The sequence below is a fragment of the Bradyrhizobium sp. USDA 3364 genome (assembly GCF_054056355.1).
This window is the reverse complement of sequence record NZ_JBSRYG010000002.1, coordinates 1,227,616-1,253,659: the sequence shown is the minus strand read 5'-3', so window position 1 is coordinate 1,253,659 and position 26,044 is coordinate 1,227,616. Positions and strand designations below refer to the sequence as shown.

At 58.3% G+C, this 26,044-nt stretch carries 22 protein-coding genes, 1 tRNA gene and 1 pseudogene; 14 read left to right on the top strand and 10 right to left on the bottom strand.

Annotated elements, in window-relative coordinates; all coding sequences use genetic code 11:
- Window positions 1–282: 282 nt before the first annotated feature.
- Window positions 283–2,511, top strand: coding sequence for a hypothetical protein (locus ACVILL_RS05935; RefSeq protein ID WP_456728244.1), 2,229 nt, complete (start codon window positions 283–285; stop codon window positions 2,509–2,511).
- A 911-nt stretch (window positions 2,512–3,422) separates the two neighbouring features.
- On the opposite strand, the gene ACVILL_RS05930 is transcribed toward ACVILL_RS05935, so the two are convergent.
- On the bottom strand, window positions 3,423–4,328 hold the full coding sequence (locus ACVILL_RS05930) for a hypothetical protein (RefSeq protein ID WP_456728243.1): 906 nt from the start codon (window positions 4,326–4,328) through the stop codon (window positions 3,423–3,425).
- Between the two features lie 1,165 nt (window positions 4,329–5,493).
- Between ACVILL_RS05930 and ACVILL_RS05925 the strand changes: the two genes are divergently transcribed.
- Window positions 5,494–5,700 carry a hypothetical protein gene (locus ACVILL_RS05925; RefSeq protein WP_456728242.1) on the top strand — a complete coding sequence of 69 codons (207 nt, stop codon included), beginning with the start codon at window positions 5,494–5,496 and terminating at the stop codon, window positions 5,698–5,700.
- A 446-nt stretch (window positions 5,701–6,146) separates the two neighbouring features.
- Window positions 6,147–6,335 carry a hypothetical protein gene (locus tag ACVILL_RS05920; protein ID WP_456728241.1) on the top strand — a complete coding sequence of 63 codons (189 nt, stop codon included), beginning with the start codon at window positions 6,147–6,149 and terminating at the stop codon, window positions 6,333–6,335.
- Between the two features lie 25 nt (window positions 6,336–6,360).
- Here ACVILL_RS05920 and ACVILL_RS05915 read toward each other — a convergent pair whose 3' ends face one another.
- Window positions 6,361–6,684: a hypothetical protein gene (locus ACVILL_RS05915; protein WP_456728240.1), complete on the bottom strand. Its 324-nt coding sequence runs from the start codon at window positions 6,682–6,684 to the stop codon at window positions 6,361–6,363.
- The gene (locus ACVILL_RS05910) at window positions 6,684–6,998 is read right to left on the bottom strand and encodes a hypothetical protein (protein WP_456728239.1); all 315 of its coding nucleotides are present in this window, start codon (window positions 6,996–6,998) and stop codon (window positions 6,684–6,686) included. Before ACVILL_RS05910 ends, ACVILL_RS05915 begins: the two co-directional genes overlap by 1 nt.
- 564 nt (window positions 6,999–7,562) lie before the next feature.
- On the opposite strand from ACVILL_RS05910, the gene ACVILL_RS05905 reads away from it, so the two are divergent.
- Together ACVILL_RS05905 and ACVILL_RS05900 are read left to right on the top strand one after the other, a co-directional pair.
- Window positions 7,563–7,639, top strand: a tRNA-Thr gene (locus ACVILL_RS05905).
- A gap of 131 nt (window positions 7,640–7,770) precedes the next feature.
- On the top strand, window positions 7,771–7,980 hold the full coding sequence (locus tag ACVILL_RS05900; protein ID WP_456728238.1) for a hypothetical protein: 210 nt from the start codon (window positions 7,771–7,773) through the stop codon (window positions 7,978–7,980).
- Between the two features lie 438 nt (window positions 7,981–8,418).
- On the opposite strand, the pseudogene ACVILL_RS05895 reads toward ACVILL_RS05900, so the two are convergent.
- Together ACVILL_RS05895 and ACVILL_RS05890 are read right to left on the bottom strand one after the other, a co-directional pair.
- Window positions 8,419–9,360: pseudogene (locus ACVILL_RS05895) on the bottom strand (IS630 family transposase).
- A gap of 476 nt (window positions 9,361–9,836) precedes the next feature.
- On the bottom strand, window positions 9,837–11,168 hold the full coding sequence (locus tag ACVILL_RS05890; protein WP_456728237.1) for an MFS transporter: 1,332 nt from the start codon (window positions 11,166–11,168) through the stop codon (window positions 9,837–9,839).
- Between the two features lie 934 nt (window positions 11,169–12,102).
- On the opposite strand from ACVILL_RS05890, the gene ACVILL_RS05885 reads away from it, so the two are divergent.
- Window positions 12,103–12,468: a hypothetical protein gene (locus tag ACVILL_RS05885; RefSeq protein WP_456728236.1), complete on the top strand. Its 366-nt coding sequence runs from the start codon at window positions 12,103–12,105 to the stop codon at window positions 12,466–12,468.
- Between the two features lie 343 nt (window positions 12,469–12,811).
- Here the strand turns inward: ACVILL_RS05885 and ACVILL_RS05880 are convergent, their stop codons facing one another.
- The gene (locus tag ACVILL_RS05880; RefSeq protein ID WP_456728235.1) at window positions 12,812–13,243 is read right to left on the bottom strand and encodes a hypothetical protein; all 432 of its coding nucleotides are present in this window, start codon (window positions 13,241–13,243) and stop codon (window positions 12,812–12,814) included.
- A gap of 210 nt (window positions 13,244–13,453) precedes the next feature.
- Here ACVILL_RS05880 and ACVILL_RS05875 point away from each other — a divergent pair, with 210 nt between their 5' ends.
- Window positions 13,454–13,708 (top strand): helix-turn-helix domain-containing protein, encoded by a 255-nt coding sequence (locus tag ACVILL_RS05875; RefSeq protein ID WP_456718407.1) that lies wholly within the window; start codon window positions 13,454–13,456, stop codon window positions 13,706–13,708.
- Window positions 13,708–15,015, top strand: a complete 1,308-nt coding sequence (locus ACVILL_RS05870; protein WP_456728234.1) for a type II toxin-antitoxin system HipA family toxin — start codon at window positions 13,708–13,710, stop codon at window positions 15,013–15,015. Before ACVILL_RS05875 ends, ACVILL_RS05870 begins: the two co-directional genes overlap by 1 nt.
- A 5-nt stretch (window positions 15,016–15,020) precedes the next feature.
- Here the strand turns inward: ACVILL_RS05870 and ACVILL_RS05865 are convergent, their stop codons facing one another.
- From ACVILL_RS05865 to ACVILL_RS05850, 4 genes are all read right to left on the bottom strand, one after another.
- Entirely contained in the window at window positions 15,021–15,254 is a 234-nt protein-coding gene (locus ACVILL_RS05865; protein ID WP_456728233.1) for a hypothetical protein, read from the bottom strand.
- Window positions 15,255–15,655: 401 nt separating this feature from the next.
- Window positions 15,656–16,090, bottom strand: a complete 435-nt coding sequence (locus ACVILL_RS05860; RefSeq protein WP_253624662.1) for an SET domain-containing protein — start codon at window positions 16,088–16,090, stop codon at window positions 15,656–15,658.
- Between the two features lie 883 nt (window positions 16,091–16,973).
- Complete coding sequence (locus ACVILL_RS05855; protein ID WP_456728232.1) at window positions 16,974–18,368, bottom strand: hypothetical protein; 1,395 nt, start codon at window positions 18,366–18,368, stop codon at window positions 16,974–16,976.
- An 808-nt stretch (window positions 18,369–19,176) separates the two neighbouring features.
- Window positions 19,177–20,298 carry a type III polyketide synthase gene (locus ACVILL_RS05850; RefSeq protein ID WP_456728231.1) on the bottom strand — a complete coding sequence of 374 codons (1,122 nt, stop codon included), beginning with the start codon at window positions 20,296–20,298 and terminating at the stop codon, window positions 19,177–19,179.
- A gap of 1,103 nt (window positions 20,299–21,401) precedes the next feature.
- Between ACVILL_RS05850 and ACVILL_RS05845 the strand changes: the two genes are divergently transcribed.
- The 6 genes from ACVILL_RS05845 to ACVILL_RS05820 all read left to right on the top strand — a co-directional run bounded on the left by ACVILL_RS05845 (window position 21,402) and on the right by ACVILL_RS05820 (window position 25,912).
- Window positions 21,402–22,136, top strand: a complete 735-nt coding sequence (locus ACVILL_RS05845; RefSeq protein ID WP_456728230.1) for a type IV toxin-antitoxin system AbiEi family antitoxin domain-containing protein — start codon at window positions 21,402–21,404, stop codon at window positions 22,134–22,136.
- 25 nt (window positions 22,137–22,161) lie between these two features.
- Window positions 22,162–23,034: a nucleotidyl transferase AbiEii/AbiGii toxin family protein gene (locus tag ACVILL_RS05840; protein WP_456734183.1), complete on the top strand. Its 873-nt coding sequence runs from the start codon at window positions 22,162–22,164 to the stop codon at window positions 23,032–23,034.
- An 83-nt stretch (window positions 23,035–23,117) separates the two neighbouring features.
- Window positions 23,118–23,906, top strand: a complete 789-nt coding sequence (locus ACVILL_RS05835) for a hypothetical protein (protein WP_456728229.1) — start codon at window positions 23,118–23,120, stop codon at window positions 23,904–23,906.
- Between the two features lie 269 nt (window positions 23,907–24,175).
- Window positions 24,176–24,820: a type IV toxin-antitoxin system AbiEi family antitoxin domain-containing protein gene (locus ACVILL_RS05830; RefSeq protein ID WP_456728228.1), complete on the top strand. Its 645-nt coding sequence runs from the start codon at window positions 24,176–24,178 to the stop codon at window positions 24,818–24,820.
- A gap of 37 nt (window positions 24,821–24,857) precedes the next feature.
- The gene (locus ACVILL_RS05825) at window positions 24,858–25,610 is read left to right on the top strand and encodes a nucleotidyl transferase AbiEii/AbiGii toxin family protein (RefSeq protein ID WP_456728227.1); all 753 of its coding nucleotides are present in this window, start codon (window positions 24,858–24,860) and stop codon (window positions 25,608–25,610) included.
- Between the two features lie 32 nt (window positions 25,611–25,642).
- Window positions 25,643–25,912, top strand: coding sequence for a hypothetical protein (locus ACVILL_RS05820; RefSeq protein WP_456728226.1), 270 nt, complete (start codon window positions 25,643–25,645; stop codon window positions 25,910–25,912).
- The last annotated feature ends 132 nt before the right edge of the window (window positions 25,913–26,044 follow it).

Here is a 26,044-nt window from a genome sequence, read left to right as displayed (position 1 = left end):
TCGTGTGAACACACCACTGGTCAGGAAGCAGGATGATCACGAATCGCCTCGCGGCCGGTACTGTCGCATTCGAGTCCGCGGTCATGTGCTTCAGCTGACTATCCGGCAACACACGCGTCATCCCCGCACTTGAGCACAACACAGGAGCTGCGACGGGAAATGAAACCACAGGCGACATACGCTTTTTGGCGCATCCCTGGAGAACGCTCTTGGTCAGCTACTCGTCAGCCAAGCGGTCTATCCAGACAGGCTGCACATCGTCGACTTAATCGGAGATAAAGCATGACGGGCATTGGCCGATCCGGGAAATCGCACGTGGGGGCGGCAGCAGCCGACAGCACCGGGGAACTCGGCGTCGTCCCTGGGGAACGCAGCCGATCCTTCGACGCCGTCGTGGAGCGGATGCGCTCCGGGCCTGAGGAGCGGGCCGTGCCGCTCGCCAGCCAGCCACCAGATTCAGATGTGGTGGCGCCAACGCGGCACGAGATCAAAGCAGCAAGGCAAACATTGGAGAGTCTCCTTGAGGAGCTTGAACCTTGTCGTCGAGCGGCCATGCGCGCCCGAGATTTGCCCGAGGCGCAAGAGCTGATTGACCAAGTCGTCAGGGCAGGCTCAGCAGTTCTGGAGTACTACGCCGATCTGCCCCCAAATTTGGCGCGTCGCATTCTGCCCGACGATCGGGCCCGCCTTCTCCGCGATGACGTGCTTGACGCAGCCACCCAGTGTAACACCGTGGCCAGGCAGATTGTTGACCAACTGGAGAAGAAGAGAAAAGAAGCGTTGAGATGCCTCGAGAGGTTGAAAGGCACCGCAACGCCCCACCAGCTGAGCCGCTCGGTTGCAAGCGTGGCGGAACATTATGCGGCCCACATGGAGTGGTGGGGAAAGAAGACACTGCGCTTGGAGCGGATGCAATCCGTCTGCGCAGCTACTGCGGACTTGCCAAGCGCTACGCCCGAGATGCGCAAGGCCGAAGAGGCCGCACTAAGGCTGCACACCGGCCATGCGCTCAATACGAAGTGCATGTATCTGCAAACCCGGATAGCTCTCGCGGAGCTCTTGATTGACTCGCAAGCGAGCACGTTGGAACCGGGCGCGCACGAAACCCTCATGAACGAGAACGGGCGGGTGCGTCTGCTCGGGACCTTCATCGAAGATGTTTTTCCAGCATTCGTCTCGACCAGCCATGCTGTTCTGAACAGCAACGGGGCACCGCTCGACGCCGAGCATCGCGCCGTTCTGGAAGGTGTCATGGAGCGGCTTTCGGAATTCGCTTCAGGGGTAAGTTCCATGGTTGCCACGCTGAGGGAAGCCGGATCAGGAGCTGACCTTCCGTTGCAGTTGCTGGACCAGATCGTGGAAAGTGCGTGGCTTACGGCGAACGAAGTCATGCGGTTGCTAGCAGTGCAGCCAAAGTTGGCAGCCACAATTGAACCGCCGGCTTGGGCTGCGCTGCCGGAAAATACCGCCATGGTGGGCGAAAGCAGCAGAGCGCGCAGAAAGGGCAAAGGAAGGCGCGCAGCGGCCGCAGGCGAGGGGAGTTCGACGGCGCGCCCGCCCGAGCCGCAACTCGCCAGGCCCGATGCGGCCACGGCCCCGACCGGCAAGGTTATCGTGCTCTCGGACCTCGGTACAAAAAAACTCGCGACCGCGGAGGAGGCACGCGCGAGCGCGTCACCCTCTGCTACCGAGCACCTCCAGATGTGGCAGGCTCCGCCCTCCAGGAAAGCGCTGGCGGGATTACTCGAGCGACTGGACGAACTGGTGCAATTCGATCTGCCGGCTCAGCAAAGTGCCATCTCGCAAGCGCGCCAGATGAAGCCCGAGGACGCCGACCACGTCTTGGATCTCGTCAGTAAGCGCTTGCAGACGCAGGCTGCCGAGATTGAGGCCTGTGTAGTCGCGCTGGAGGAGCCTCGCCGCCGGGGCCTGCTCACGCCGGTGCAAGTGCCCGAAGTGCACGAAAAAATATTTCGGCTCAAGGCGATGCGGTCCGAGGTGCAGGGCCAGGCAAACTCATTGAACGTGCGAAAGGCGGCAATCACGAGCGATTGCATGAAGACCTATGCGTTTCCGTCGCAAAGGTACCTTGAACAATTGCGGGCGGCCGGGGAATTGGCGCCAGTCGATCCACCGCGCGCCTTGCAGGGAGAGCCAGGGAGGCTGTTCGAGGTCAAGCTGCAGCCCAAGGCGCTGAGCAGTGGTGCGAGGCCAAGCCCGATGTGGGTGCACATCCATACCAAGCGGCCGGTACATGCCTGGCAATTGCCAATGTTGGGGGACCTCGACTTCGCCGCTTGCCACGTGAAGTCCGATGAACAGCGCGGCTATAATCGCCACTGGCAGAACGCTCGAGCCGCCGAGGGGCACGACAACGTCGTGATCCACCGCGGCAAGCTCACACCTGCGTTTTGCAAGTCATTGTTGAGCACCGCAGCTGGCGGCCAAGCGTTGTACCACCTTTCCGATGCTGGGCACGTGTCAGCGCAGATGGGGCGACTGGGAATCTAGTGAGCTTCTTGTCTTGCGGCAGCATGCCGTTCGATGGCAGCTTTCATGCCTCCAGGTCGGCTCGGCGGATTACCTGAGCCGCACCGGGCTCTTCAGGTTCCACCTCCCCAACGGATGGAGCTCGGAGGAGAGACCACGCACCAAATCCACGAGAGGCTCGTCGGCTGGAGAGCCGGATCATTTTCGATCACGGGCAAGTAAGCTCTCACTATGAGGCCATTGGTGGCGCCAAAGATCGGCGCGGGCACGAAGCCAGCCGCTGAGCGCGGCAGCCGGAGAAACATGTGTGTGATCCCGAAGACGATACGGCCGGATGCGTCGCGCTCGTTGCGAAGGCCTGCATGTGCGCCGCCAACTGACAAGTAAACCTCCAGAGGGATTGCTTCGGATGGTTGGCATGCCAAAAGAAAACGATGCGCTCTGGTTTGACGAATCGACTTCGCAATGCACAATGAGCCCGCCTGTCCGTTTGCTTCACTTGGATAAGGCGACGAGAGCCCCAGCATCCCGGCCTCCAGGCCCCCAGAAGGTGCTGGGGCTTTTCGTTCTTCCGAGTGTCCCAGCCGGTGAGGGCGGGGCTGCTTCTCTGCAAATCCCGTGACGGCCACGACCGCGTCGGCGTGGCGGGAAGCTCGTTGTGCTCTGCTTGCATTTGCTGACTCGAGTGTGGAGCTCTGGCGACTATAACGGGGCCATATTGGCCTATCGGCGCGCGAAATGCCTCGCTTTCCTCCGACGACAAGTGCGACGAATTTGAAGACGGTACAGATCTCGGCGGACACTTTGATGGTCGACGTGCGCTACCCGACCAACTCCCCCGCGGGCCACTCAGATCAGGCATTATAGATGCCGCGGAACGCTACTTCCGAGCAGCGCGACAAGAGATGTCGCGTTTCTCGCACCCTTTAGCCTCAGCCTCTCGTCTCTGACTTTTTGTACGGATTCGATTCGCTAGCGGTCCGATAGTCATCCAGATTCCCGCCCAGAAATAGTACCTCGCGCTCCTCGGTTGGGGTATCGCTCACCCATGCAAGGTTGGGTTCATCACTCTCAGTCCCGTCCTCAAGGATACTGACGATCTCTTCGGCCGTCCAGGTGGTGACCCGTGGCACCGTGTAGGAGTGCAACTCGTTCGCGCTTTCCGCAATTGCTTTGGCGCCATACTCGTTGTCATCGTCCGGCGACAGGAGCAGTTGTGAGGCCTCCTCGGACAGTGATACAAAAGGCGAAGAATAAGTGTCCCCTCTCATGTGCGCTGCCGCTGCGCGACCCAGATCAAGTTGTTGGCCTCCCCAAATATTCCAGGGGGCGGCGTCGTAACGCAAAGCCGCCATGGAGCGCAGATGGTCCATCGCGCTTTGACGGTCCAGTACATGTGGCTTGCAATGGCTGGCGTGATTTTGAAAGCGCTGCAGCTCAGCGTACGACGATGCCACCACCTCGTCGTAAACGCGGCCACTATCGACGCCGCCGGCTGATGGCCCAGTTGCTTTTGACCATCGTGCTGATTTTTGCGCCGCGAGTTCGATTTCTCTTCTGAGTTCCGCAACGGTTGCGCAGGTCAGCGTCGCGGCAAGCCGAGCGCTCGTCCTGATAAAGGATGCAGCTGCGCACCGTTCGTTCCCCTGAATAGCCCGCGCTCTCAAATTGCCTTTCGTGTCAGTCCGGGACGATCCGGCCCCGGCCGCCTCTGATGTTTGGAGAATTGGCTGAGGCTCTCCAAGCCGCTGCTCAAAGTCTGCTTGCCCCATTTCTTCCTGTTGCAGCTCGACGTAATTCGTAAGAGCCGCAGGACCGATATTGTCAAACGGGTTCATTCCATTTTCCCTTTGGTAGCCTTGTCGATATCAATCGGACAAGTTGATCAGATTTGAGCGAGTCGCGAGGGTCGGAAACCGAGACGTGCACAAACGCCTATAAAACGGAAGCGGATCTGGTTCTCGACGGGGCGGTATGTCGAGGGATCCAGCTCCTTCTTCTGTTCCAGATTATGAGCCCATCAAGCCCAGCCTTGTGCGGATAGAGATGGTATCATGCTAGAGGGTTTGGCTGTCGATCAGCTGACGAGTTTCATTGCTTGAAGAATATCCAGCCCTTGCGACTGTGCCGACCGTCCATTGTTCATCGCAGAGCTGACTTTGGCGAGATGGCGCCATCGTCGCTAAATCCGGCAGTCGAAAGGTCGGCAGACGCAGCCCGGCGGAGGCGCAACGAGCCTGAGCTTAAGTTGCATAAGGAAGGCTGCCGAGGCAGGCTTGCATCGATCGTGAATCGATGTCCCGAAAGTGCCGCTCGAGACGCGGGCTCTGGTCCGAATAGCCGATCTTGTCACAGCCGTCGGGCTCGTGACCGCTTGGGGTTGCGTGGAAGCAGATTGTGCTCTGCAAGGAGTCCTGACGGAGCGCGAGGATTCGCGTGGGCACGCAGGGCATTGGTGGCGAACAAGACCCGCGCGGCGCAACTTCGAGCTAGGCATCCGCACCACACGGCGAATAGCTTAAGCTTCCAACGCTAAGGCGCTGCGACCGAGACGTTGAACTGCCAGCCGGACTTGGCACTACAGCCGAGCAAGCCTTGCGGTGTGGTCTGCAGCGCAGCCGTAACAAAGAGGAACCAGGGCGATCCCCATAATCGTCGTATCGGCCGTGAAGAAATCGCGTATTCACTAATCGCAAGGGGACGCAGGGGTCGTCGGGAAACCCGCGCGGTTCCAACCATTGCAACGCACAGTATGCCATGATCAACAAACGAGGGTGCTTCGATTGCTTCGACAGCTGCATCGATAGCTTCGATGGCTGGGCGAGAGCTCGAGCGTAAACGGCTCCGCTGATTCCGATTGACTTAAGGCGAGGTCCTGCCGAGATATCCGAACGTATCCATTCCGTAGATAGACCCAATCAAGAAAATCAATTTTACCACTTGCGGCGCGGTCATATAGACGTGATGGACGGGTTGGGGCCAACCTAGCGAAGCGACTCTAGAATGAAAAAATTCGTGATCGTGACTGCGAGCGCCCTCGCGCTTGGAACGGCGGCGGTGCCGACCTTTGTTGCTGAGGTTGCCGCCCAACCGGTCGACACCAAGGTGCAGGTAGCCGATACGTCATATCCTCAATGCGCGGATGACCCGTTGGATGGTATCTGCGACTTATTTTTCTGTTTGACCGATCCGTCGTGCGTACAGCACTAACGACGGAAGACAACCAAGCATAGAACGAGGATATCGAGTCCAACGAGGTGCGCCAGTACGAACGGCAGGCCCGAGAAGCGGCAGAAAAGGCCTCGACGCTGCTCCGCGGCGAGTTCATCAACGCGCTCACGGCCCGGATCGGCAAGATGGAGCGGGAACTGCAGTCATTGAACCGTAGCCTCTACGCACATCCCTTCCACAACGAGAGATATTCGTTCCATCGCACCCAATTGGTGGAATTCCGATTAAGCGAGCGGAAACCACGCGTTAGCCGATGTTCTCGGTAGGACTACTGGGACGATCACTGAACGTTCTGGGGTCCATTATCAGCGATTATACGGCCATCCAACGCTATATGCAGTTGTGCCAGCGCGGGCCTTGCTCAGTCCAATTTGCTGATGTCCTTCGTCCCGGTAAGGGTATAGCGTCGGGGCAAAGGGACAAAAATGAAAGACATTCGGAACTATCTGGAGAAGCTCCGCTGCGATGCAGCGGAGTGCGCGATGATCCGCGATCTTACGACAGACATTCCGAAACGAGAGCTATTTTCACGATTGGCAGAGCATTTAGGTTTGCTGGTATCGATGGTTGAGCGCGAGATCGCCACGCGCGAGCCGCCGGCCAGTGCACAGTAAGGCCGCCTCAGTTGGCGGCCTCCTTTCATTTGGTGTTGTCGCCCTTAGCCCAAGGCATCTTATCGGGATCGGGAAAACCAGTATCCACCGACTCAGAACGTCCAGCTGGGGTTACGGGCGCGTCTTTGTAGATCAGCTGAAAACTGCCCTCCAGCAATTGCAGCCACAGCTTGCGTTCCGATATCGGCCATACGTCACCCGACTTCGAAAGACGCGCCAAAAGACCGGCAATGATAGGATCAACTGGCGGCTGTTTTCCTCCACCCCCACCAATGCCGCCACCACCATTTTGTTCTTCCTCGCGCGGCTTCTCTTCCTCACGTTGTGCCCCGGGAGCAATGCCCGGCATCACAAGTCAATTTCGTCCGTGCTCAAAATAGCCAGCCTGCTCAGCCGATCTTTCGAACACTTGTCGGGCGCGCTCTTTTTGTTTTTCGGCGACACCGAGCCCGACCATCTCGCGCTCAGTATACGTTCATTGGCATAGCGTCGTCCGCCAAGGCCATCATCAGCTATCGCACCGGCAAGCGCGACAGCGAGAATACGGACCTGTTCGTGCAAGACCTTCGCCAGCGCGTGATCGGAGCGCCAGAGATCAGCACGGACGGCTTCCATCCCTACAAGGTATCGATCCGCGACGCCTTCAACGGCCGCGCCCATCATGGCGTGATCGTAAAGACCTACAGCGTAACGAACCTGGCTGTAAAAGAAGCCGCGCCGCTACAGCCCCGCCGAAGTAGTAGCAGTAAGCCGTGAGGTAGAGAGTGGGACGCCAGGCAATATCTCGACCAGCTACGTCGAGCGTCAGAACCTCACGCTGCGGATGACGCAGAAGCGGTTTGCACGCCTCACCAACGGCTTCTCAAAGAAGCTCACCAACCACGCTGCGGCGGTCAGCCTGTACGTGTCCCACTACAATCTCTGCCGCGTCCATGAGGCGCTGCGGACCACGCCAGCGGTCGCGCTGGGCATTGCTGAGAGGGTATGGACGATTGGGGATTTGCTCGACGCTGTGCTTCCCATGGAGCCGAATCGGCCGGTCCGCGTAACGCGAAACTTCAGCGTAATTCAAGGAGGTAAAAGCCGATGAATAGTGTGGACGCGCGCAAAAAAATCGCGCTCCCGAATCGGTCGGAACCGAAGTTTCGGATATCTTGAGGGTAATGCGATTCGCCCCGCCTTGTTAAGGGGCGGGGCGAACGCTGAAGGCCGTTACGAGCGGCTTTCGGGCTCGTAGCTCAGCTGGATAGAGCGGGGGCTCCGTAATCCCAAGGTCACAGGTTCGAATCCTGTCGAGCTCACCAACTTCACTACAGCCGGACGTCCGCAAGGGCGTCCGGTTTTTCTTTAGCGCACCAACCCCTTCGGTGGCGAATCACCTTTGCATCGTGCGGCAAAAATGAGTAATTTTCCACTCATTTTTGAGTAGGCGAAAATGGCATCGCGCACAGAGAAAACAGAGCGTTTGCAAGTCATGCTGGGCCTCAAAACGCATGGTTTTCTGGCCGTGCTTTCAGAAAAAGGCACCCACGGGACAAGTCCAACTGATGTGGCTAAGGCTCTGATCGAGGATGGAATTCGACGCGCGATCCAAGAGGAATGGTTGAGCCCTGATGACGTGAGAAAAGTACAGCGTCCCGGGTAATCCCCGATTCTATCCCCACTTGGCAAATGCGAATGCCGGCGCGCCGCACACAAAGAAGCGGCCCCAGCGCGTTGGAATACGCTGAGGCCGTCCTACCGCGCCGCAACTTCTAAGATACCCCTTCTGAGGTAATCGCCCCAGTATGCATTTTGTGCCAAGCTGCATCCATCAGGATTTTGCCGCGACCTTCCTGGGGCTAAAGCCGACGCCGCCCGCAAGCATTTTAAGCGAGGCGGCGTTGTGTTGAGCCCTTAGAGAAAACGGCCCCAGCACCTTTGGGGGCCAAGGGGCCGGTGCTGGAGCCGATACCCGATCCGCCGATCGGTAGCCATCAATCCTGCACCCGGCTCGAATCCCTCGCTATAGCCAGCTTGCAACAGTGTCCTAGTTCCGCAGGACGAGTGTCCGAATTAGGACAGCACCTAGAGCATGATGTGTTTATACGGAAACGTACCCTGAATTTTTGAGATAGTTGGCGCACTCCTCCTTGGAGAAGACGTCGAGGAGTTCGCCGACCTTGCGCCAAGTCGCTTCGACATCACGCGGCTGCGCGGCTCGCATCAGGTGTTTGAGCTTGGCGAAGACCTGCTCGATCGGATTGAGGTCGGGGCTATAGGGCGGCAGGAAGAGCAGATGGGCTCCTGTGGCGCGGATGGCGTTGCGCGCCGCCTTGCCCTTGTGACTGCCGAGATTGTCGAGAATGACGAGTTCGCCCTTTGCGAGGGTCGGCGCCAGCACCTGCTCGACATAGAGGGTGAAGAGCTCGCCATTGATGGGGCCGTCGATGACCCATGGCGCGCTGATCCGGTCGTGGCGCAGCGCCGCGATGAAGGTCATGGTCTTCCAATGGCCGAAAGGCGCAGACGCCTGGAGACGTTGCCCACTCGGTCCCCAGCCTCGCAGTGGCGCCATGTGGTTTTGATCCAGGTCTCGTCGATAAAGACCAGGCGCGAAGCGTCGATCCTGCCCTGATGGGTCTTCCAGCGCGTCCGTTTACGCGCGATATCGGGACGATCTTGTTCGGCCGGCAGGATCGTTTTTTTTGAAGCTCAGCCCTTCGGCATGGACGAACGTCCACACTGCCCGCACGTCGGTCTTGATGCCGCGCGCAGCCAGTTCCTGCGTCAGCTTCCGCAAAGTGAATGGGCCGGAGCGAATGCGTTTGCGCAGCCAGTCGGCATTGGTGCCGGACAGAACCGGCTTCTTGTGACCGCCGATCTTGCCGGGAGAAACGCCTCCGGTCTCCCGCCGCAGATTCTTCCACTTCGTCACACAGGAAGGACTGATCTGAAGCGCTTCTGCAATCGAACGAACGGTCTCGCCCGCGTCAGCCCGCGCCAGAGCGAGTTCACGAAGATCTTCCGAATAGGGTCGCGTCATCCATGCTGGCCCCCGTTCCAGCATGGAGTTTGAATCAGAAATTGTCCCTTCTGGGAATCCCGATTCTCGCAAAAAACAACATGCACTAGCTTGCCGAAGGGAAGCTGTCGAGCCTCAGGGCTCCGTGCCGGTGTTTTGAGGGAGGGATGAGTCATCGGGGAAAAGCCGTTCAAAGAACTTCGGCAAGCTATGTTGTCCAATGAGACAAAAAGCCCCGCTATTCGACCGAAGTAGACGCAGAGAGCCTTGAGGTACTTTGCGTCATCGATCGCGTCGTGTGAAGCGCTGCGGGCGCCCGACAGTCTGATGAGCCTGGTAACCATCGACGAGGTCTTGGGTGCTCTCAGAGTACTCCGCGCTATCGGCTCTCGACGGTCGCGCGATCGACCTGCGAAGGCAGCAGCCTACATTCTCGCCAGACCGCATGAGACGTCACGCGATCGGCTGGAAGTGACCCGTGATCATATTGTCCAGCGCTATGGCGGGCTTTGCTTGTTTACAGCGCTATTAATTTTGAGCGGTGCGGTCTCGGGCATCATGAGCATGGCACAGAGCGCGGCCGTGCTAGCGACAAGCATGTACCAGGCGGGCGCCAGCGCGCTTCCGGTAAGATAGATCAGCCAGGTGACGACTGGTTGAGCTGTGCCTCCGAAAATCGCTATCGCAAAAGCGTAGATGATCGCGAAGGCGCCACCACGAATGTTCTTGGGCAAACCTTCGGCCATGCTCACATAGAAGGCGCTATACGGAATCGTTCCGATAAGTGTGAGCGCGCCGAGACCCCCGAGAAGTGCGAGGGCACTGCGGCTCTCTGAGATCCAGAAGAACACCGGATAGGTCATCAACAACGCAGCGATCTGCGGCCATATCATGATGTGCCGGCGGCCCGCGCGGTCTGCGAGCCAGCCGCCCAGCAGCGCGGCAGCAATTCCTACCGTATTGCTAACGAGCGTGGTGCCAAAGGCGAGAGGCGCCGAAACGTGCAGGGTGCTCAGTGCATAAGTGGTCATATATCCCGTGACATAGGTAATGATCGTGCAACTGGCCAAGATGACAAACCCCAATCTCATGGTGCGGCACGCAGTAGGCGATTTCCGTACCGTCTGGATGACCAGAGCAGGCAGCTCAGGGCGGTGTAACGTTTCGGGTAGGGAGTTCCGCAACCAAAGTCCGAAGGGTAGCGTAGCGGCGCCGAGCAGCAGCGCGATCCGCCATCCGTACACATTGAGTGCCTCGCTGGTCATGGTCAGCGAGAGTATTTCTCCAACAAGCGCTCCGGCCGTCGCAGCGATCTGTTGGCTGGCAGGCTGAAACGAGACAGCAAGACCGCGCCCCTCGGCCGGCGCCGCTTCCAGCAAATAGGCAGTTGTCGGACCAACCTCACCGCCGAGCGCGAAGCCTTGCACCAAACGCGCGACAATGACCAGGAGCGGCGCAGCAGCTCCTATTGTCCCGTATGAGGGAGTGAGCGCTAACACAAGGATCGCGGCGCTCATCAAGACAAAGCTCGCGGTCATCGCGGGCTGGCGCCCGGCCCGATCCGAATACGAGCCGAGCACTATGGCCCCGATCGGCCTGGTCACAAAACCCGCGCCGAAGGTTGCGAGCGACAGCATGAGGCTGGCGAACGGGTCGCTTGCCGGGAAGAACGCCTGACCGATCTGGATGGCGAAAAAGCTGTAGGTCCCGAAGTCGTAGAATTCGAGAATATTGCCGATCGTTGCACCCAACACGGCGCGACGGGTCAAGGGTTCGTCTGCCGGAACGAGGACCGGCTCCGGTTTCCGCCGAGTAGATTGCTTGCCCATTCTCGATCCGTCCGAGGCACGATCACCGGCCTGATCATTTCGAAGCGAGGTCGAGCGCATTGCACTTCATTTGCTCTGCGTCATCTAGCTTGATGTGGGCTGGACCCGCGTCCCCGTGCTCTACATTCCTGACGCATGCCAGGACGAAGCTCACGAGTGCAATAAGAATGCCTGCCTCTTGCGGCCCGTTCAAAGCTTGAGCTGATCGCGGTAATCGCCGGCAAGATGAACAGGCGCGCTGCAATTGTCGGGCGCGGCACTCGTTGTGCTTCTGTGCATGGCGAGTTTGCGACAATTTGGTGGGCACCGAACAGAAGGCGCCTGTTTTCACACAGATGACCGCGCATGCACGCAGGGTTCAGCCGGCGCGCGTATGCGCAAAGGATCAGGCAATTGGCCCGGCTTTTGCTCCACTGCTTACCAATTGTGTGCGGCCACCTACTTTGTCGGGATTGTCGCTGCAGAACCAGGGACCTTCCTACGATCAGAGGTAGCATGAGCTCGCATTGTTGACGACACAATTTAAAGGAAGGATCGTGCCTGCGCTGCAGACGTCGAGGATATCCGCTCATGGCGGGCCGCGTTCAGCCGGACGCACATGGCGAACCTCACGCACCGGACACTGAGCTCCAGGAAAAGGAAGTAAACGTCATCAGCGAGTGCGCCTCTGTGAGTTGATCCAGATTCATCAGGTCACCTCCACGGGAGGAGCCTTCCTTTGATATTGCGGCGCGGCCGTCAGGTTGTCGCCGCGAATGCGCACAGCCAGTGTTTGATCAAGTGCGGATTCCGATGATCTCGCCCGGGTGTACCGATTTGATCTCGCCCAGGAATCAAGGGCAGGCGCGCTTTCTCAGGCGCATTACGCGTGCGCATGGTCGAACATGTGATGGCAACGCACGCTGCAATCAACTCCTCGAATTGAATGGGTAGTATGAATTCGAAGACAATTGCCACCGTCGTGCTTACGGTTGCAGCGGTGCTGGGGTCGCCCAGTAGGGCCGTCGAAATTTACGATGTCGCTGATTCGAACGGTGTGCCGTTCATGCGGGTCCGCATACTCAGTGCCGACGAGGCCGATCCGGGATCTTCATCGCGCAATTTGTCTCGTTGGGAGATAGATCAGGTGCTTACCGGGATTCAGTATTGGGCTGAAATCATCAAGGTCATCCCTGGTCAATCGCCAGCGATGAGGGCGTTGCGCAGATCGCCATTACACGCGGTGACGACCTCGTCTATGCGCCGGCTCACCGAGCATGCTGTCTCGGCCTCGGGTCACGATTACTCGCGCAAGACATAAGGTTCTCCTCGCCGGGGCACTCGCTGAAGCGGTCCGGCGGTCAGCCGCCGTCGCTATCGCTGCCGCGTCAGACGGGTGCCGCTCAAAGGCCGGTGCCGCCGGAGCGCCACTCTCCCCGAGGCTTTGGAAATACTTCTATTCCCAAGCCCTGCGCGCCTTTAGTTCTATAAAGCATTGTATCGCCGCTGCCGCGGCAGCAGCTTAGGGGCGTCGCCCCTCAGCGCGGCGCAAGGACAGGCCTTCGGTTTTGGCTCCCCCACGGTCCGCGGTGCCCCAAAAAAGTTGTTCCAACTTCCTTCAGCCCTTGCGCCTTGCACACCTCGCTACGCCTGCGAGGCAGGGGTTATGGCGGCTTTTTGTCGCGCACAAACTCAGCCTTAAGGAGAAAAATAACAGAACCAAGACCTCCGCCGCAGCCTGTCGTGATGGTGCCGCGCGGCAAACTGAAGAAGTCGCCCAAGAATGCTCGTAAGATGCCAAATTCGAAAGGCTGAAGTCGAAGCTCTCGCCGCAGTATCGCATCCTCGGCATGCTGCAATTTCCTGTCGTCGAACCCGAACGCGGCCCCAAGGACAAACCGACCGGCCACTTTCTGGTCAATGCGGTTGAGGGACGCTGTCTCGCTCAGTTGCTTCGGGCCAAGCGCAAGGAGATCAAGAAGGACGAGCAAGCCGCATTTTTCGATCCCAACAGCGGATGGGTCTTTGCGACCATCTGGCACGACGGATAAGCACGTCTCGAGTACGGCAGCATTGATGGCGGCGATCGATGACATTTTGGAATGTTGCCGAACACTGACTTGCCAAGCACCACCCAGCACGGCCGGCAATCGAGAATAGCCGATACGCGATCGCGTATATCTGTTTCATATACGCATACACGTATATTACTATGATATACGGATTTGCGTATATTGACAATATATACGGATTCGCGTATATTGACAATATATACGGATTCGCGTATATTGAACGAGGAGATTCACATGACGCAGCATATTGCTCGTACGGAAAAGCAACTCGGCGCCATTCTACGGCGGGCCCGCCGACAGGCCGGACTTACCCAGTCAGGCTTAGGAAAGCAGATCCATCTGCGTCAGGGCACCGTATCCCGACTGGAAGCGGGCGAGCCTGCCATTCAGCTCCGCACCCTCATGGAGGCGCTGGCCGCGCTCAATCTTGAACTGGTGGTCCGTACCCGCAGCAAGGCCACCTCGACTGACATCGAGGACATTTTCTGATGGGCCGGCCTCCAGCAAACGCGCCCCTGAATGTGTTCGTCAACGCACGCCTGGCAGGCATGCTCCGGCGCGAGTCCAGCGGTGCGATCGATTTTCGTTACACTCCGCAATGGCTCTCCTGGGAATCGACCTTCCCAATCTCGCTATCGCTGCCCTTGCGCGAAGACCGCTATATCGGCGCACCTGTAATCGCCGTGTTTGACAACCTGTTGCCCGATAGCGAACAGATACGCAAACGAGTCGCGGAGCGGGTGGGGGCAAAAGGTACTGACGCCTACAGCATGCTCTCTGCACTCGGGCATGATTGCGTTGGTGCACTCCAGTTTCTTCCACAGCGTGTCGATCCTGCACCTGCCGGTACGATCGAAGGGAAGGCTGTCACCGACCGCGATGTCGCCGCCATCATCAAGAACCTTGCGAGCGCTCCACTTGGGATGGGGGAAGACAACGATTTCCGGATTTCCATCGCTGGTGCCCAGGAGAAGACCGCCCTGCTGCGGCGAGATGGCAAATGGTACAAGCCGACTGGTACCACGGCGACGACGCACATTCTCAAACCGCAAATCGGTCGTTTGCCGAACGGGATCGATCTCTCGAACAGCGTCGAGAACGAATATTTCTGCCTTAAGCTGCTGGCCGCGCTTGGCGTGCCAACGGCGAACGTCGAGATCGCCGATTTTGGTGGTCGCCGCACGTTGATTGTCGAGCGCTTCGATAGGCGCTGGACCAATGATAAAAGGTTGCTGCGCCTTCCTCAGGAAGATTGCTGCCAGGCTCTATCCGTACCCACCACCCGGAAATATCAATCGGATGGCGGCCCCGGCATGAAAGACATCCTGCAACTGCTCAAGGGTAGCGATGAACCGACCGAAGACATCGCGACATTTTTGCGGGCCAGCATCGTGTTCTGGCTCATCGGCGCAACCGACGGACACGCCAAGAATTTTAGCCTATTCCTGAGCCCCGGCGGGCGCTTCCGACTCACGCCGCTTTATGATGTCTTGAGCGCGCAACCAAGCCTCGACGCCGGACAAATTCAGCGCAAAGCTTTTAAACTTGCAATGTCGGTCGGCAAAAATCGCCACTATGGAATGACTGATATTTTGCCGCGTCATTTCCTGCAGACCGCCGAAATCTCCGGCGTTGGGCCGGCCGTAGTCCACGCAATCTTTGAGGATCTCGTCGAAAACTTCGAGGCAGCCTTTGCGAAAGTGATAAAGGGCCTCCCCAAGGGCTTTCCCAAAGAATTGGCAGACTCGATAAGAGTCGCCGCTATTCGCCGGATCGGTCTTATAAACGACCGTTGACACTTTCAGCCTAAGGGGCTGCGTGCGCGGGCCAGCGCTGGCGGCACCAACACCGGCACCAGCAGGATGAGGATCGTCGGCGTCGGTATCAATGTCGACAGCGCGATCATCGCGCCCATGATCGCCGTCGGCGGCGCCGGCGCCAGAATTGCCGGAACGCGATGATCGGCGCGCCGATGATGATCAACCGCCGCCGGCTCCGCAACCTCCAAGCCTATCTCAGCCGAGCGCATCGACAAATACGTCGGTCACGCGAACCGGGCTGCTCTCGTCAACCAAGTCTTCGAGGCATTCTGGCAGCAGCGTCCGCTCCCACGATCTGCTTCTTCATGAGCGCCTCACCAATTCCTTTAAAGACTCAGGAGGGAATCGTAACAGCAGCCCAGTGTTTTCGCTGCCAGGACGCGTTGCGGACGTTTAGCGAGTCAGTGGCGAAGCCTTAGGTTGGCGCAACAGATGTAGTAACTCCACGTAGGCGCTACCAACGTCATCGAAAGCGCGTTCGTGGGCGCCAAGGGACGTCGAACAAGACCGCGCTCACGATGATCTTCAACTCGCGTCGTCTCGATGGGAACAACCGCTGCCAAAACTATCCCCGGTGCCGATTCGCCGACGGAATCAACGTCGCCAGACCGCAAACTCAATCCAACGCCGCCTGGCGCCTTCCGGCCCCAGGATTCGGCGCTAGCTCTTTAACCCACGATAAGTCGCACCTTGGATCGAAAGACAAGTAATCGCAAGTCAGTTCTTCACCAGGTTGTACGTCACGGGCCGTGAAAATTCGGCAATGATCGTCTTGATATGTGTTTGGCTGACTGCTGTGATTCATGAAACGGGCATTGTCAGCATTGTACTCTACAACACCATCATCAACATCGCGGTCTCTCGGATAGGCATGCTTGTCAAGTAAAGCTTGAAACGTTGGAGGTAGGGCTTCGTACTGTTCAGGCGTCACGGCAATGTCAACGATTGGATTATGAATCCAAACTAATGTGCCTTTAGGTAAAAGAGTAGCGGAGAAAAGTCCGATGCCGCCAAAGCGGTCTGGCTTCAAAATGGTTTCAACAATCAACACTGAAATAGCTCCAAAAGTGACTAACACCGAGCAAGCTAACTGACCTAGGTCCCGCAAATCTCCTGCAAGAATTGGCAGGGTCGTTTAATCGCGCCTCCGCCACAAGTTCGATTTTTCTTCGATCTCTGCATTGTTTTCGGTGCTGCTACTGTCAGATCAGGATCTCAGCGAACTGAGCGAGCGTCGGTGACCTAGTTGGAAGGATCTATGCACTGCTCTCAGAGGTCAGCGACTATCTGCCTCAAAAAATAGGGCATTGCTGGCCGGCTTTCCGCAGAGGCGCTGGATGCTGATTTCAAGAGCTATAACCAGGACACTGGCGTCGCGGCAACGTCGGCGCAGCACGGGCTCAGCTGCGGAAGTCGGTCGGCGCAAAAGCGACGGCGATCGCACCCGGTATCCGACCATTGCTGATCCCGAAGATACGGCACTAATAGACTCGAGGCGAATCGACGACGCTGCAGCACGGCGTTGGCCAGAGGAGCTGCGGAAGGCCACGACCAGGATGTGCATCTGGGTTGATGGACCACCAGAACCGTCATCAGTTGGCACCAATCAGTCGACTGGGGTTTCAATACGACGCAGGAAGCAGCCTCTTTACTCCGAGGATGCTTCCTTTATTTCGGGGCTTAGGAGGGCCTTACGAAGGGCAATGCCGCCAAACGTGCGGTCAAGAACACCGTAGGTTTTTCTTTGCAGCTTTGGCGGCCGGCTCTTCAATAACAAGACGCGATGGCCGTTCGGTTGAACGAGGAGTCGCTGAGCGATGATGCGCGCAAGTTCGTCGGGACGGGTAGCGCTCATCTGCACCGCCCATAAGGTCGCCAAGCTCGTAAGAGTCGCTGGAGCAAGCTGTCGTCCATTAACGAGCCCGATACCAGAGCTATCTGGACGGGCTCCTAGCGTCGGGAGTGTCCGTCGGCGCCATTCGTGGTTCATGGATGAGCCGAACGTCATTGGGCCCTCCCGGCCCCACGATGGCGAAGTAGCGCTCGCCGCGAATGTCGTATTGTTTTACCGGCTGCGTCGCGTCGGGCAACAGGCCCCAGCGGCCGAGCTTCGAGAGCATCGTGGCCGAGGCGGGTTGGGTGCCGTGCGAAAAATCCTCGGGAACGGCGAATGATGCAGCATAAACCTCGCGGGCCGCCGGAGATGTCGTCGCAGCCCTGGCGGACGACGGAGCGGCTTGCTCCATCGACCGTCCAAGCAGCGCTGGCGAGGCCCGATTCGCAGGCCGCGCGCTGGGCTGCGGAACGTTTTCCGGCCGAGATCCGAGACGAATGCCAGCGCCTGGCGGATTAAGCGGGGTGGTTCGCCTCATCTCCGCCGCGGGCACGAACAGCGCGGTGTAGCGGTCATTGTGAACCACGAAACGGGTGGGGCGGCTGTCCTGGCTCGCCGGGACGCTGCTACTGTCAAGGGCAGCAGGCGCGTGCTGGTCGCCGTGCCGCGAGTTAAAGGAACGAACGGCCTCTCCTAAATCCAGGGCTTGGTGATGGCGCGCGGTCGGCTCGCGAGAGGACGATGGGCCGGCGTCTTCCATCATCGCCCACAGCAGATCCTGAACGTAGTCTTCCGCGGGAAGGACGATCGGCGAACCGACCGCTGTCCCGAAAGGCGACGGTGCGCCGGCGTCTTCCATCAGCACACGAGCGACTGAATTGTCGGACTCGCTCAGCTGGCGCCCAATGGCATCCCCTTCCAGCTGATTTAGCGTCCTCTGCCTCTTCGCAGGCCTCAACTGCCCCGTGTAATCCTCACCCATGAGGACCTCGTGCCTTGAAAGGGGGCAGCTCCCTGTCAATTCGGTCGGAGCCGGCTGGTAGCTATCGCTCCGGCTGAAGTGATGCACGGCTCCGGGATCCGGTGCCTGGTGATCGCGCGCGGTTGGCATGAGAGACGATGCTAGGATGGCTTCGCCCATCATCCCTCGCAGCGGATCCTGACGGTGATGTTCCGCAGTCAGCTCGTTCGGCCAACCTAAAGCTTCCTGCGGCGCGCTGTGCTGCGCACCGGTGCCCCCGAGGCGTCTGGTAACTGCGTCTTCAGGGCGGGCCCTATGGTGCCCAAGTTCCAACACCTCGGTGAGTCCACGGTCCTCGTCAGACAGATGAGGGTAGTGATCTGAAGAAATAATCCCTGCGACCGCACTGGTATCAAGCTGCGCCACCTCATCCAAGTACGGCTCAAACTCCGCTTGCTGCTGCGGTTGTGGCTCCGCGGCGTTGTGAGCAGCGCGATCTTGGCTGAATGGGTTGATGCTGTTAAATGGTTCCATGTCACCTCCCGTTTGAGTCGGTCGCGATCCCGAGCAGATGGTGTCGCTCTCTGTTCTCGCTCTATTAGGTTCAGCTGTCGACAAGCTGACGCACTTAGAGACTTAAGAGAGAGCCAAATTGGCTAGCCCCTGCCACATTCACCAGAGGGACGCGCCAAGGATGCCGGATTGCATTTTTCGGAAATACTGGCTGGGCTGAGCCGGAGCCGGCACGAACAGATTCTATTTTGAGTAGCATCATGGGACCTACAAAATCGGTCCCAAATAGAGTGTGTACTGAGCTGGTATGTGCTCTGACGATGCCGACCGGATGGTGCCCAAACTGAGGCGGAAGGCATGCTTTGCCGAGAAGGTCTGGAGGCTGGCCGCAAAGGATGAATCGGATCCAGCAATCTTGGCACGTGTCGCGGTGCGGACAGTGCAGGAATTTCTGCATCGATTGATGTGAAGGTGGACGTGACGTGCGACATGTTGGGTGTCGCCAGGAGCGGGCTTGAATTATTGCACTCGCAAGGCGTCATCCGTCGAACGGGCGAGGACCTGAAAATCGAGCAAAAGCGCTTTCCGGTCTTCAAGGCGATCAGGGCGGTGCATGAGCGATTAAACCGTGACGAAGTTTCGATATTGATCAACTCGCCGTCTGAGGTTACTTAAGAGGGAGAGCCGGATTGGCGCAGCAAATTCTGTAACTGCAAGCGGTCTTGCGGACGCTGCTGTGTTCCGTGGAACAGAGCTGATCAGCGGCAGCATCTCGGCCACGCAAGCGCTCAACAGCACCAAGCGATCAGTTTGGTGATGCCGATCACGACTAGGAAACCCGCTTCAATTGGTTGCCCGGCTGTTCGAGGTGGGCGGGCTTTGGCTGTGCTGCTTCCGTGTCAGCCCATTTCAGTAGCGTCAGTTCGGCTGAGAACCCTGGTCCGAAGGCGCCTAAGATACCGTATGATCCAGCCGCTTGCTCCTCATGCGCCAGCACGTGTTCCAGCACGAATAGCACAGTTGCGCTCGACATATTTCCATGAAGTCGAAGCGTCTCATAGCTGGAAAAAAAGCTCTCAGAGGACCTGCCGAGGCCCCGCTCACAAACTTCCAATACTTTTCTGCCGCCAGGATGAAAGATAAAGCTCCTTACTTGGCCAGGAAGGATGCCAGCCTCCGCGAGCAACGAGTCCATTGCACGTGGCATCAATTCCCTAATCATTGACGGAATGCGCTCGGAGACCACGACTTCAAATCCCGCGTCGCCAAAATGCCAGCCCATTAGAGAAGTCGAGTCCGGGTGAAGCAAACTCGTACTTCTCACGATATCCAGCTTGCCAGAACCGCTTTCAGCTGGCGCGATTAATAACGCGGCAGCACCATCTCCAAAGAGGCTTGAGGCGACAACGTTTTTTGGCGTGAGATCATTCGGTTGGAATGTAAGGGAAGTCAGTTCCACAGCAACGAGGAGAATGCGTTCGTTGGTAGCTCGGCAAAGGGCTCCTGCCAAACTAACTCCTGATGCTCCCCCAGCGCATCCGAGGCCAAAAATCGGCGTCCGTCCCACATCTGGTCGCAACCCGACCTTGAAGATCAGGTCCACGTCGAGACTAGGGGTCGCTATCCCTGTCGTCGAGACGAACAAAAGCCGATCGACTTGCTCGGGCTTAACCCCAGCCCGGTCGAGGCAGAGCATCGTCGCTTTGTACGCGAGCTCCTTCGCCCAATCCAAATATATCTGGTTGGTCTCACTTATGCGATGCTCGCCGAGAAGCCATTCGGGCGTAACACAAAAGAACCGCTGATCGACTAGCGCATGATCGAATACGGTAAGATATCTCTTCAGCTTCTCCATTCTGGATACGAAGTGGTGACCCGCTAAAGCCTTGAGCTCGGTCTGAGAGAACCGAAACGGTGGCAAAGCCGTCCCAACAGCCAAAATTCTGGACATCAGTGCCTCTTGTCGTTCGACATGGATTCACACCAACAAGGACGCCCGCGACATCCAGCCGTTAGCTTTCACGTGGACCAAGCCGACGTTGATGTTCTGCCCAACGCGGGCAGTTCCTACGGGCAGCTCGTTGGAAAAGCCTGCGATTCCGGTTGAGCAAAAACCAACGAGCGGAGGGCCATGGGCACGCAATCGTACTCAGCGCTGGCGGCCAAGGGGGCAGAAAAGAAGACTTATGTCCACGCCTGCTGCACAGCCCTGTTGGCCCTCGCTGCCGTTGACGAGCGGCAGCTGAGTCGCAAGGTCGCAGGTCTGATATTTATTGATGACGACCGCAGTAGCGCCTGTTGCGTACAGGAGGACGTCAATCCAGGCGTCACCGAGTGGGTCGTTAACGGGGCTACAGGTAACAAGTTTGCGTTCATCCTGAAGGCCCGGCAGAATGAGTCTAGCGTTAGAGCCGTCGGGACTGGCGCAGTGCCGTTCATCGCGATTCCAAACACCGAGTTGGCGATCTGCCAGCGGAAGCCGATTTCACCGCCGGCCGGACTTCCTGTTGGATTAGGATACGTCAGGGCAGGAGATGGCGCACGGACCACATCTGCCGCGTTGCCGAGTTCCCAACGTCGACGGCCATCACCGCGATTGAGACCGATATCAGAACCGCTTCGCTCGCAGAGCGGCGCGGCCAGACTGGCGACAGTTGCGACCAGCAAGACGATGACTATCGTGCCCAGGAGCAGCCGTTTCATTCTTCTCGACCCAATCCGAGGTCAACGTTCTTGAGAGGTTCATAGACGCGGATGCATGCCATGTGGCTATCTTCTTGATCAACTGATCAGGTTGGTAGGTGACTGGAAATAGTGTGTCCGCCTCTGCGAATGAATGGCTCGTGTTCTTCTGTGCGAACTCATATGAGTTCGTCGCGACCAAGCCGTGTTGCCATCGTCGATAGGCCTGTCAGGCATCGGATACACTGACGGAATTTCGCGTAGCTGACATGTCGGAGGAAATCGGCTCGGGTCGTCGCCAAGCATTTAGGCGATGCCCGCCATGAGCCGTGAGCCTTTCAGGAACCAGTTACCCAGCTCCAAAATCTGTACGTGAAGTCTGGCTGGCTCGAACAGCCCACCCGCGGTGTCTTCCGGCGACGGCGCGGCGCCTTGAGCTGGCAGCAGGTGGTCATATCCCTACAGACGATCCTCGACTATTCGCCGCTCGTAGTTGGCGGGCGGACGGCGCTCGAACTGCAAGGCTATGCGCACTACCTTCCGCAATCGACGACGCGCGTTCATCTCCATGGACCAAAGGCACCGCCGCACTGGGTTCAAAAGCTGCCGTTGCCAGTCAAGTTCGTCTACCACAACGACCGGCGGCTCTTCAAAAACGAACCCGTCGCAAAAGGCATAAGCAGCGTCCGCTGGAATGTCGAAACCGGGAAGATGCTCGACGTTACGGCCTTTCGGGGAGGCGACGTAGCTCAACTGAATTGGGGGCAATGGGACTGGCCTCTGACCTTGTCCACGCCCGAGCGTGCCGTCTTCGAGCTGCTCGACGAATTGCCCAACCATGAAAGTTTCGAGCAGGTCGATGCACTGCTTGGCGGCCTAGTCAACCTTCGTCCGGATCGCCTGCAAAAGCTTTTGCAGGATTGTGCGAGCGTAAAAGTGAAGCGCCTCTTCTTTTACTTTGCTGATCGCCATCAGCATGCCTGGCTCGAACGCCTCAACAAAGAAGCTGTAAATCTGGGCCAGGGCAAGCGCATGCTCGTTAGAGGTGGCGTCCTCGATCCCACCTATCAGATAACCGTCCCGGGAGATCTCGATGGCGTTCGCTGACATTTACAAATAGCAGGTCGCGCTACTGCTGCGCGTTCTTCCGTTTATCACGGAGGAGAAGTGCTTCGCCCTGAAAGGCGGCACCGCGATCAATCTGTTCGTCCGAGACATGCCTCGACTCTCCGTCGATATAGATCTCACTTATGTTCCCGTCGCGCCAAGAGCTGAATCGCTTGCCGACATTGACGCGGCGATGAAACGCATAGTCGCCAAGATCAAAGAAAAGATACCTGGTGCGCAGGTACATGAGACGCAAAAAGAGGGTGCCATCGTTAAACTCGTCGTTCGTTCCCAGAACGTCCAGATCAAAATTGAAGTCACGCCGGTCCTGCGCGGCTGCGTCTTCGAGCCTGTCTTGATCTCCGTACGTCCCGCCGTCGAAAACGAGTTTGGGTTTGCGGAGGCGCGCACCGTCTCTTTCGCCGACCTCTATGCCGGAAAAATCGTCGCCGCCTTGGACCGCCAGCATCCGCGCGATCTATTCGATGTGCGTGATCTGCTCGCCAGCGAAGGCATTACAGATGAAATCCGCAAGGCCTTCGTCGTCTATCTCTTGAGCCACGACCGCCCAATGTCCGAGGTTCTCGCTTCACCTCAAAGGGACATAACCGACGAATTCATGCACGGATTCGAGGGGATGACCGATAAGCCCGTTCCAAAGGATGAGCTGATAGCGGCGCGCAAAGCACTCGTTGACGCGATCGTTGGCAAAATGCCCGAAGCTCACCGAAAATTCCTCGTGTCGTTCGAGCGCGGTCAGCCCGATTGGGACCTTCTTGGCGTGCCGGGCGCGGCTGATTTGCCGGCCGTCAGGTGGCGCCAGCAGAACCTCGACAAGTTATCGAAAGACAAACGGGACCGGCTTGTCACCGACCTTGAAAAGGTACTGGCACGGTAACCCGCTCAGCCTCCGGCCTCATTGTCCCCTTGCCGCCGTAGTATATCGGATAGCGTTTACACGGACGTGCTAGGCAGTCACTCATGATTGATTTCGACCGACCCCGACTCAAGGAATTTCATCGCTGGATCGCTCACGAGATACCCTGTAGAGAAAAGGAGGCGCGTGCAGAATTGCAATCTATTCCGCTGCCTTCACTCCTCATCCACTATCTGAATTGGCGGGACCGCATTGTGCCGGTAAGGCTCCGCGCCGTCACGACCTGGGATAAGTTCCTAGGCGACAAACGGACATTGGATAATTGGCCGGCCGTCAGTGCTCATGCGGCGCGTATTGCTGCGGGCCAGGATCTCACGCCATATCTTTCGCAAGATATCGCTCAATCCGGGTATGTCCGTTCTCGCGTGGGTAGCAACGGAAAACGCCCGGGTGTTGAGTGGGGTGACAAGGATTATGCGTTAAATGCATATGGATTTCATCACCTGCATCTGAGCGACAAGATCCTTTCGAGCGGCTGGGCTCGTCGAACCAAAGAGCTGCTCTATGTATTGTTCGATCGAAATTCTGCATTCTTCCTTATGGTCGGTGACCATAAGAGTTTTGATGATGGAACCTTAGCGCAGGCGGTGGCCGAGACGCGTGCAGCGTCGCGCGGGTCAATGCCGATCATCGCAGGCCGCGGCTTTGAAGGAGCGGATCACTCGGAACGAAATAGGTTACAACGTCACGGCTTCACAACGACAATGACAGTCGGCGATATACCCGTCCGCCGATGGCATGATGCACGACGAGTGCATGGTCGGCATGGGCGGCACCTCGCTGCACTGGTCAAAAGCAGTCCGTGCTGTTCCGGACACGGCTCAACTGCATGAGACGGTCTATCAGCGGCTTTCGATGAAATCGGTGCGCAATTTCACAAGCTTCGGTCCGTATCCTCCGGTGGCATTACAGAGACATCAGAAGGCTAAGGCGTTCTTTGAACCGCCGCCTTCGGATGAGAACAAGAGCTCACCTGCCGAACTGAACTCTCCTTCAAATACAATGCCTCCTTGAACGGAGCCGGCGGCGCGACGTTAGCGATAGCTGTGATATGAAATGTAGGATATAAATCAGCTATATCCGACAAATAAGATCAAGAGCCATGGCCAAGTCAATTTCAACACAACAGGACCGTGCCATTGAACTCCTCAGGAAGCGCGGCATTGCGCGTCCGTCCGAGCTTGCCACATCAGGCGTCACGGCGGCGACCATTGCCCGCATGAAGGAGAAGGGTCTCGTTGTCCAACTCGGACGCGGCCTCTACCAACTGCCCGACGCGCCTATCGACACGCACCATTCCCTCGCCGAAGCTGCCAAGCGCGTGCCTAAAGGGGTCGTCGCGCTGACCTCGGCGCTCGCCTTTCATGACCTGACCGATACCATCCCCTCGATGGTCTGGCTCGCCATTGGTCCCAAAGACCGGCAACCGCTTCCGACCAACCCACCCATGCAGTTCGTACGCTTCAGCCGGGAGCGGCTTCACGAGGGCGTGGAGACCCATACCATCGAAGGTTGCCCCGTGAAGATCTTCAGCCCCGCCAAAACCGTCGTCGATCTTTTTCGCTACCGACGGAGTGCCGGGACACGCTATCGTCACAGCACCGGCCTTAACCTCGCGCTCGAAGGCCTGCGCGAGGCCCTTAGAACACACAAGGCTACGCCTTCGGAGATCGCGGATTTCGCGCGCAAAGCCGGGGTTTGGAAGGCGATGCAACCATATATGGACGCGATGACCGCCAATGGCTAACCCACCCAAGAATGTTGCCGCCTCGGTCCGCGCGCGATTGCTCACGCTCTCCAAGGAGCGCAATCAGCCCTTTGAACTTCTCCTCACCCGCTACGTGCTGGAACGGCTGCTTTACCGCCTCGGCTCGACAGACTATCGCAATCGCTTCGTTCTCAAGGGCGAGATGCTGATTGCTACCTGGGTCGATAACCAGTTCCGGCCGACCCGCGACCTCGACCTTCTCGGCTCGGGCAATCCGGACCCGGACGCGCTCCTGGCGATATTCAAGGAGATCGCTGCCGTCGATGCCGCCGACGACGTCATCTTCGACCCGGCCAGTTTCACCGTCGACCGCATCCGCGACGAGAACGAATACGGTGGCGTCCGGATCAAGGGCAATGCCACGGTCGACAACGCCCGCGTTCGCGTCGTGATCGATATCGCATTCGGCGACGCCATTGAGCCCGGTGTGCAGGAAACCGACTTTCCGGTGCTGTTGGATTTTCCGGCGCCGAAGCTGCGCTCTTATCCGCGCGAGGCCGTCGTCGCCGAAAAATTTCAGGCGATGGTCGCGCTCGGCCTCGCCAACACACGTCTCAAAGACTTCTACGATGTCTGGGTCCTGATCCGCTCCTACAAGTTCGAGGGCGACACGCTGGCCCGCGCCAAAAGGCGACGTTCGCGCGCCGCAAGACCGAGATTCCGACGGCACTGCCGGACGCCTTCACCCCGGCCTTTACTGAGGACGCCGGCAAGAAGGATCAGTGGGCGGCGTTCACCAAGCAGGTCGCGGTCGATCCGGGCCCGCTGACGGACGTGGCGCAAACCCTTGCGGAGTTCTTGATGCCGCGGGCGAAAGAAGCTCTGTCCCTGAAGGACGGGGAAGAAAGCGACCATGCCGGGATGACCATGATGGTCATGCCGATCATCGCCATGATGACCAGCAGCATCAGCAGCGCGATCGGCGTCAAGATCATCAGCATCATCATCGGTAGCGTCATCAGTACCAGCCGCTGCTGGTCGCTGCCGACATGTCCATTATCGGTCACCCGGCATGACCGTCAAGATCCCGGCGGCCGGACCCTGGAAGGCGCACTTCGTCGCCCTTACTAGAGGAGTTACATCGGTCCGGAGCCTCGAATGTCATTGATGGATTTTTCTCGCCCGACCTTGAGCGGTTTCAGCGCGCGGTGGGCACCACCACGCCGACCAAGGCATGGTTCGCCTATGCGCTCGACCTAAACC

Bases quoted from the DNA above. Each gene is read 5' to 3' on its own strand.
- ACVILL_RS05935 (WP_456728244.1), top strand. From the start codon at position 283: ATGACGGGCATTGGCCGATCCGGGAAATCGCACGTGGGGGCGGCAGCA.
- ACVILL_RS05930 (WP_456728243.1), bottom strand. From the start codon at position 4,328: ATGAACCCGTTTGACAATATCGGTCCTGCGGCTCTTACGAATTACGTC.
- ACVILL_RS05925 (WP_456728242.1), top strand. From the start codon at position 5,494: ATGAAAAAATTCGTGATCGTGACTGCGAGCGCCCTCGCGCTTGGAACG.
- ACVILL_RS05920 (WP_456728241.1), top strand. From the start codon at position 6,147: ATGAAAGACATTCGGAACTATCTGGAGAAGCTCCGCTGCGATGCAGCG.
- ACVILL_RS05915 (WP_456728240.1), bottom strand. From the start codon at position 6,684: ATGCCGGGCATTGCTCCCGGGGCACAACGTGAGGAAGAGAAGCCGCGC.
- ACVILL_RS05910 (WP_456728239.1), bottom strand. From the start codon at position 6,998: ATGATGGGCGCGGCCGTTGAAGGCGTCGCGGATCGATACCTTGTAGGG.
- ACVILL_RS05900 (WP_456728238.1), top strand. From the start codon at position 7,771: ATGGCATCGCGCACAGAGAAAACAGAGCGTTTGCAAGTCATGCTGGGC.
- ACVILL_RS05890 (WP_456728237.1), bottom strand. From the start codon at position 11,168: ATGGGCAAGCAATCTACTCGGCGGAAACCGGAGCCGGTCCTCGTTCCG.
- ACVILL_RS05885 (WP_456728236.1), top strand. From the start codon at position 12,103: ATGAATTCGAAGACAATTGCCACCGTCGTGCTTACGGTTGCAGCGGTG.
- ACVILL_RS05880 (WP_456728235.1), bottom strand. From the start codon at position 13,243: ATGTCATCGATCGCCGCCATCAATGCTGCCGTACTCGAGACGTGCTTA.
- ACVILL_RS05875 (WP_456718407.1), top strand. From the start codon at position 13,454: ATGACGCAGCATATTGCTCGTACGGAAAAGCAACTCGGCGCCATTCTA.
- ACVILL_RS05870 (WP_456728234.1), top strand. From the start codon at position 13,708: ATGGGCCGGCCTCCAGCAAACGCGCCCCTGAATGTGTTCGTCAACGCA.
- ACVILL_RS05855 (WP_456728232.1), bottom strand. From the start codon at position 18,368: ATGGAACCATTTAACAGCATCAACCCATTCAGCCAAGATCGCGCTGCT.
- ACVILL_RS05850 (WP_456728231.1), bottom strand. From the start codon at position 20,298: ATGTCCAGAATTTTGGCTGTTGGGACGGCTTTGCCACCGTTTCGGTTC.
- ACVILL_RS05835 (WP_456728229.1), top strand. From the start codon at position 23,118: ATGATTGATTTCGACCGACCCCGACTCAAGGAATTTCATCGCTGGATC.
- ACVILL_RS05830 (WP_456728228.1), top strand. From the start codon at position 24,176: ATGGCCAAGTCAATTTCAACACAACAGGACCGTGCCATTGAACTCCTC.
- ACVILL_RS05820 (WP_456728226.1), top strand. From the start codon at position 25,643: ATGCCGCGGGCGAAAGAAGCTCTGTCCCTGAAGGACGGGGAAGAAAGC.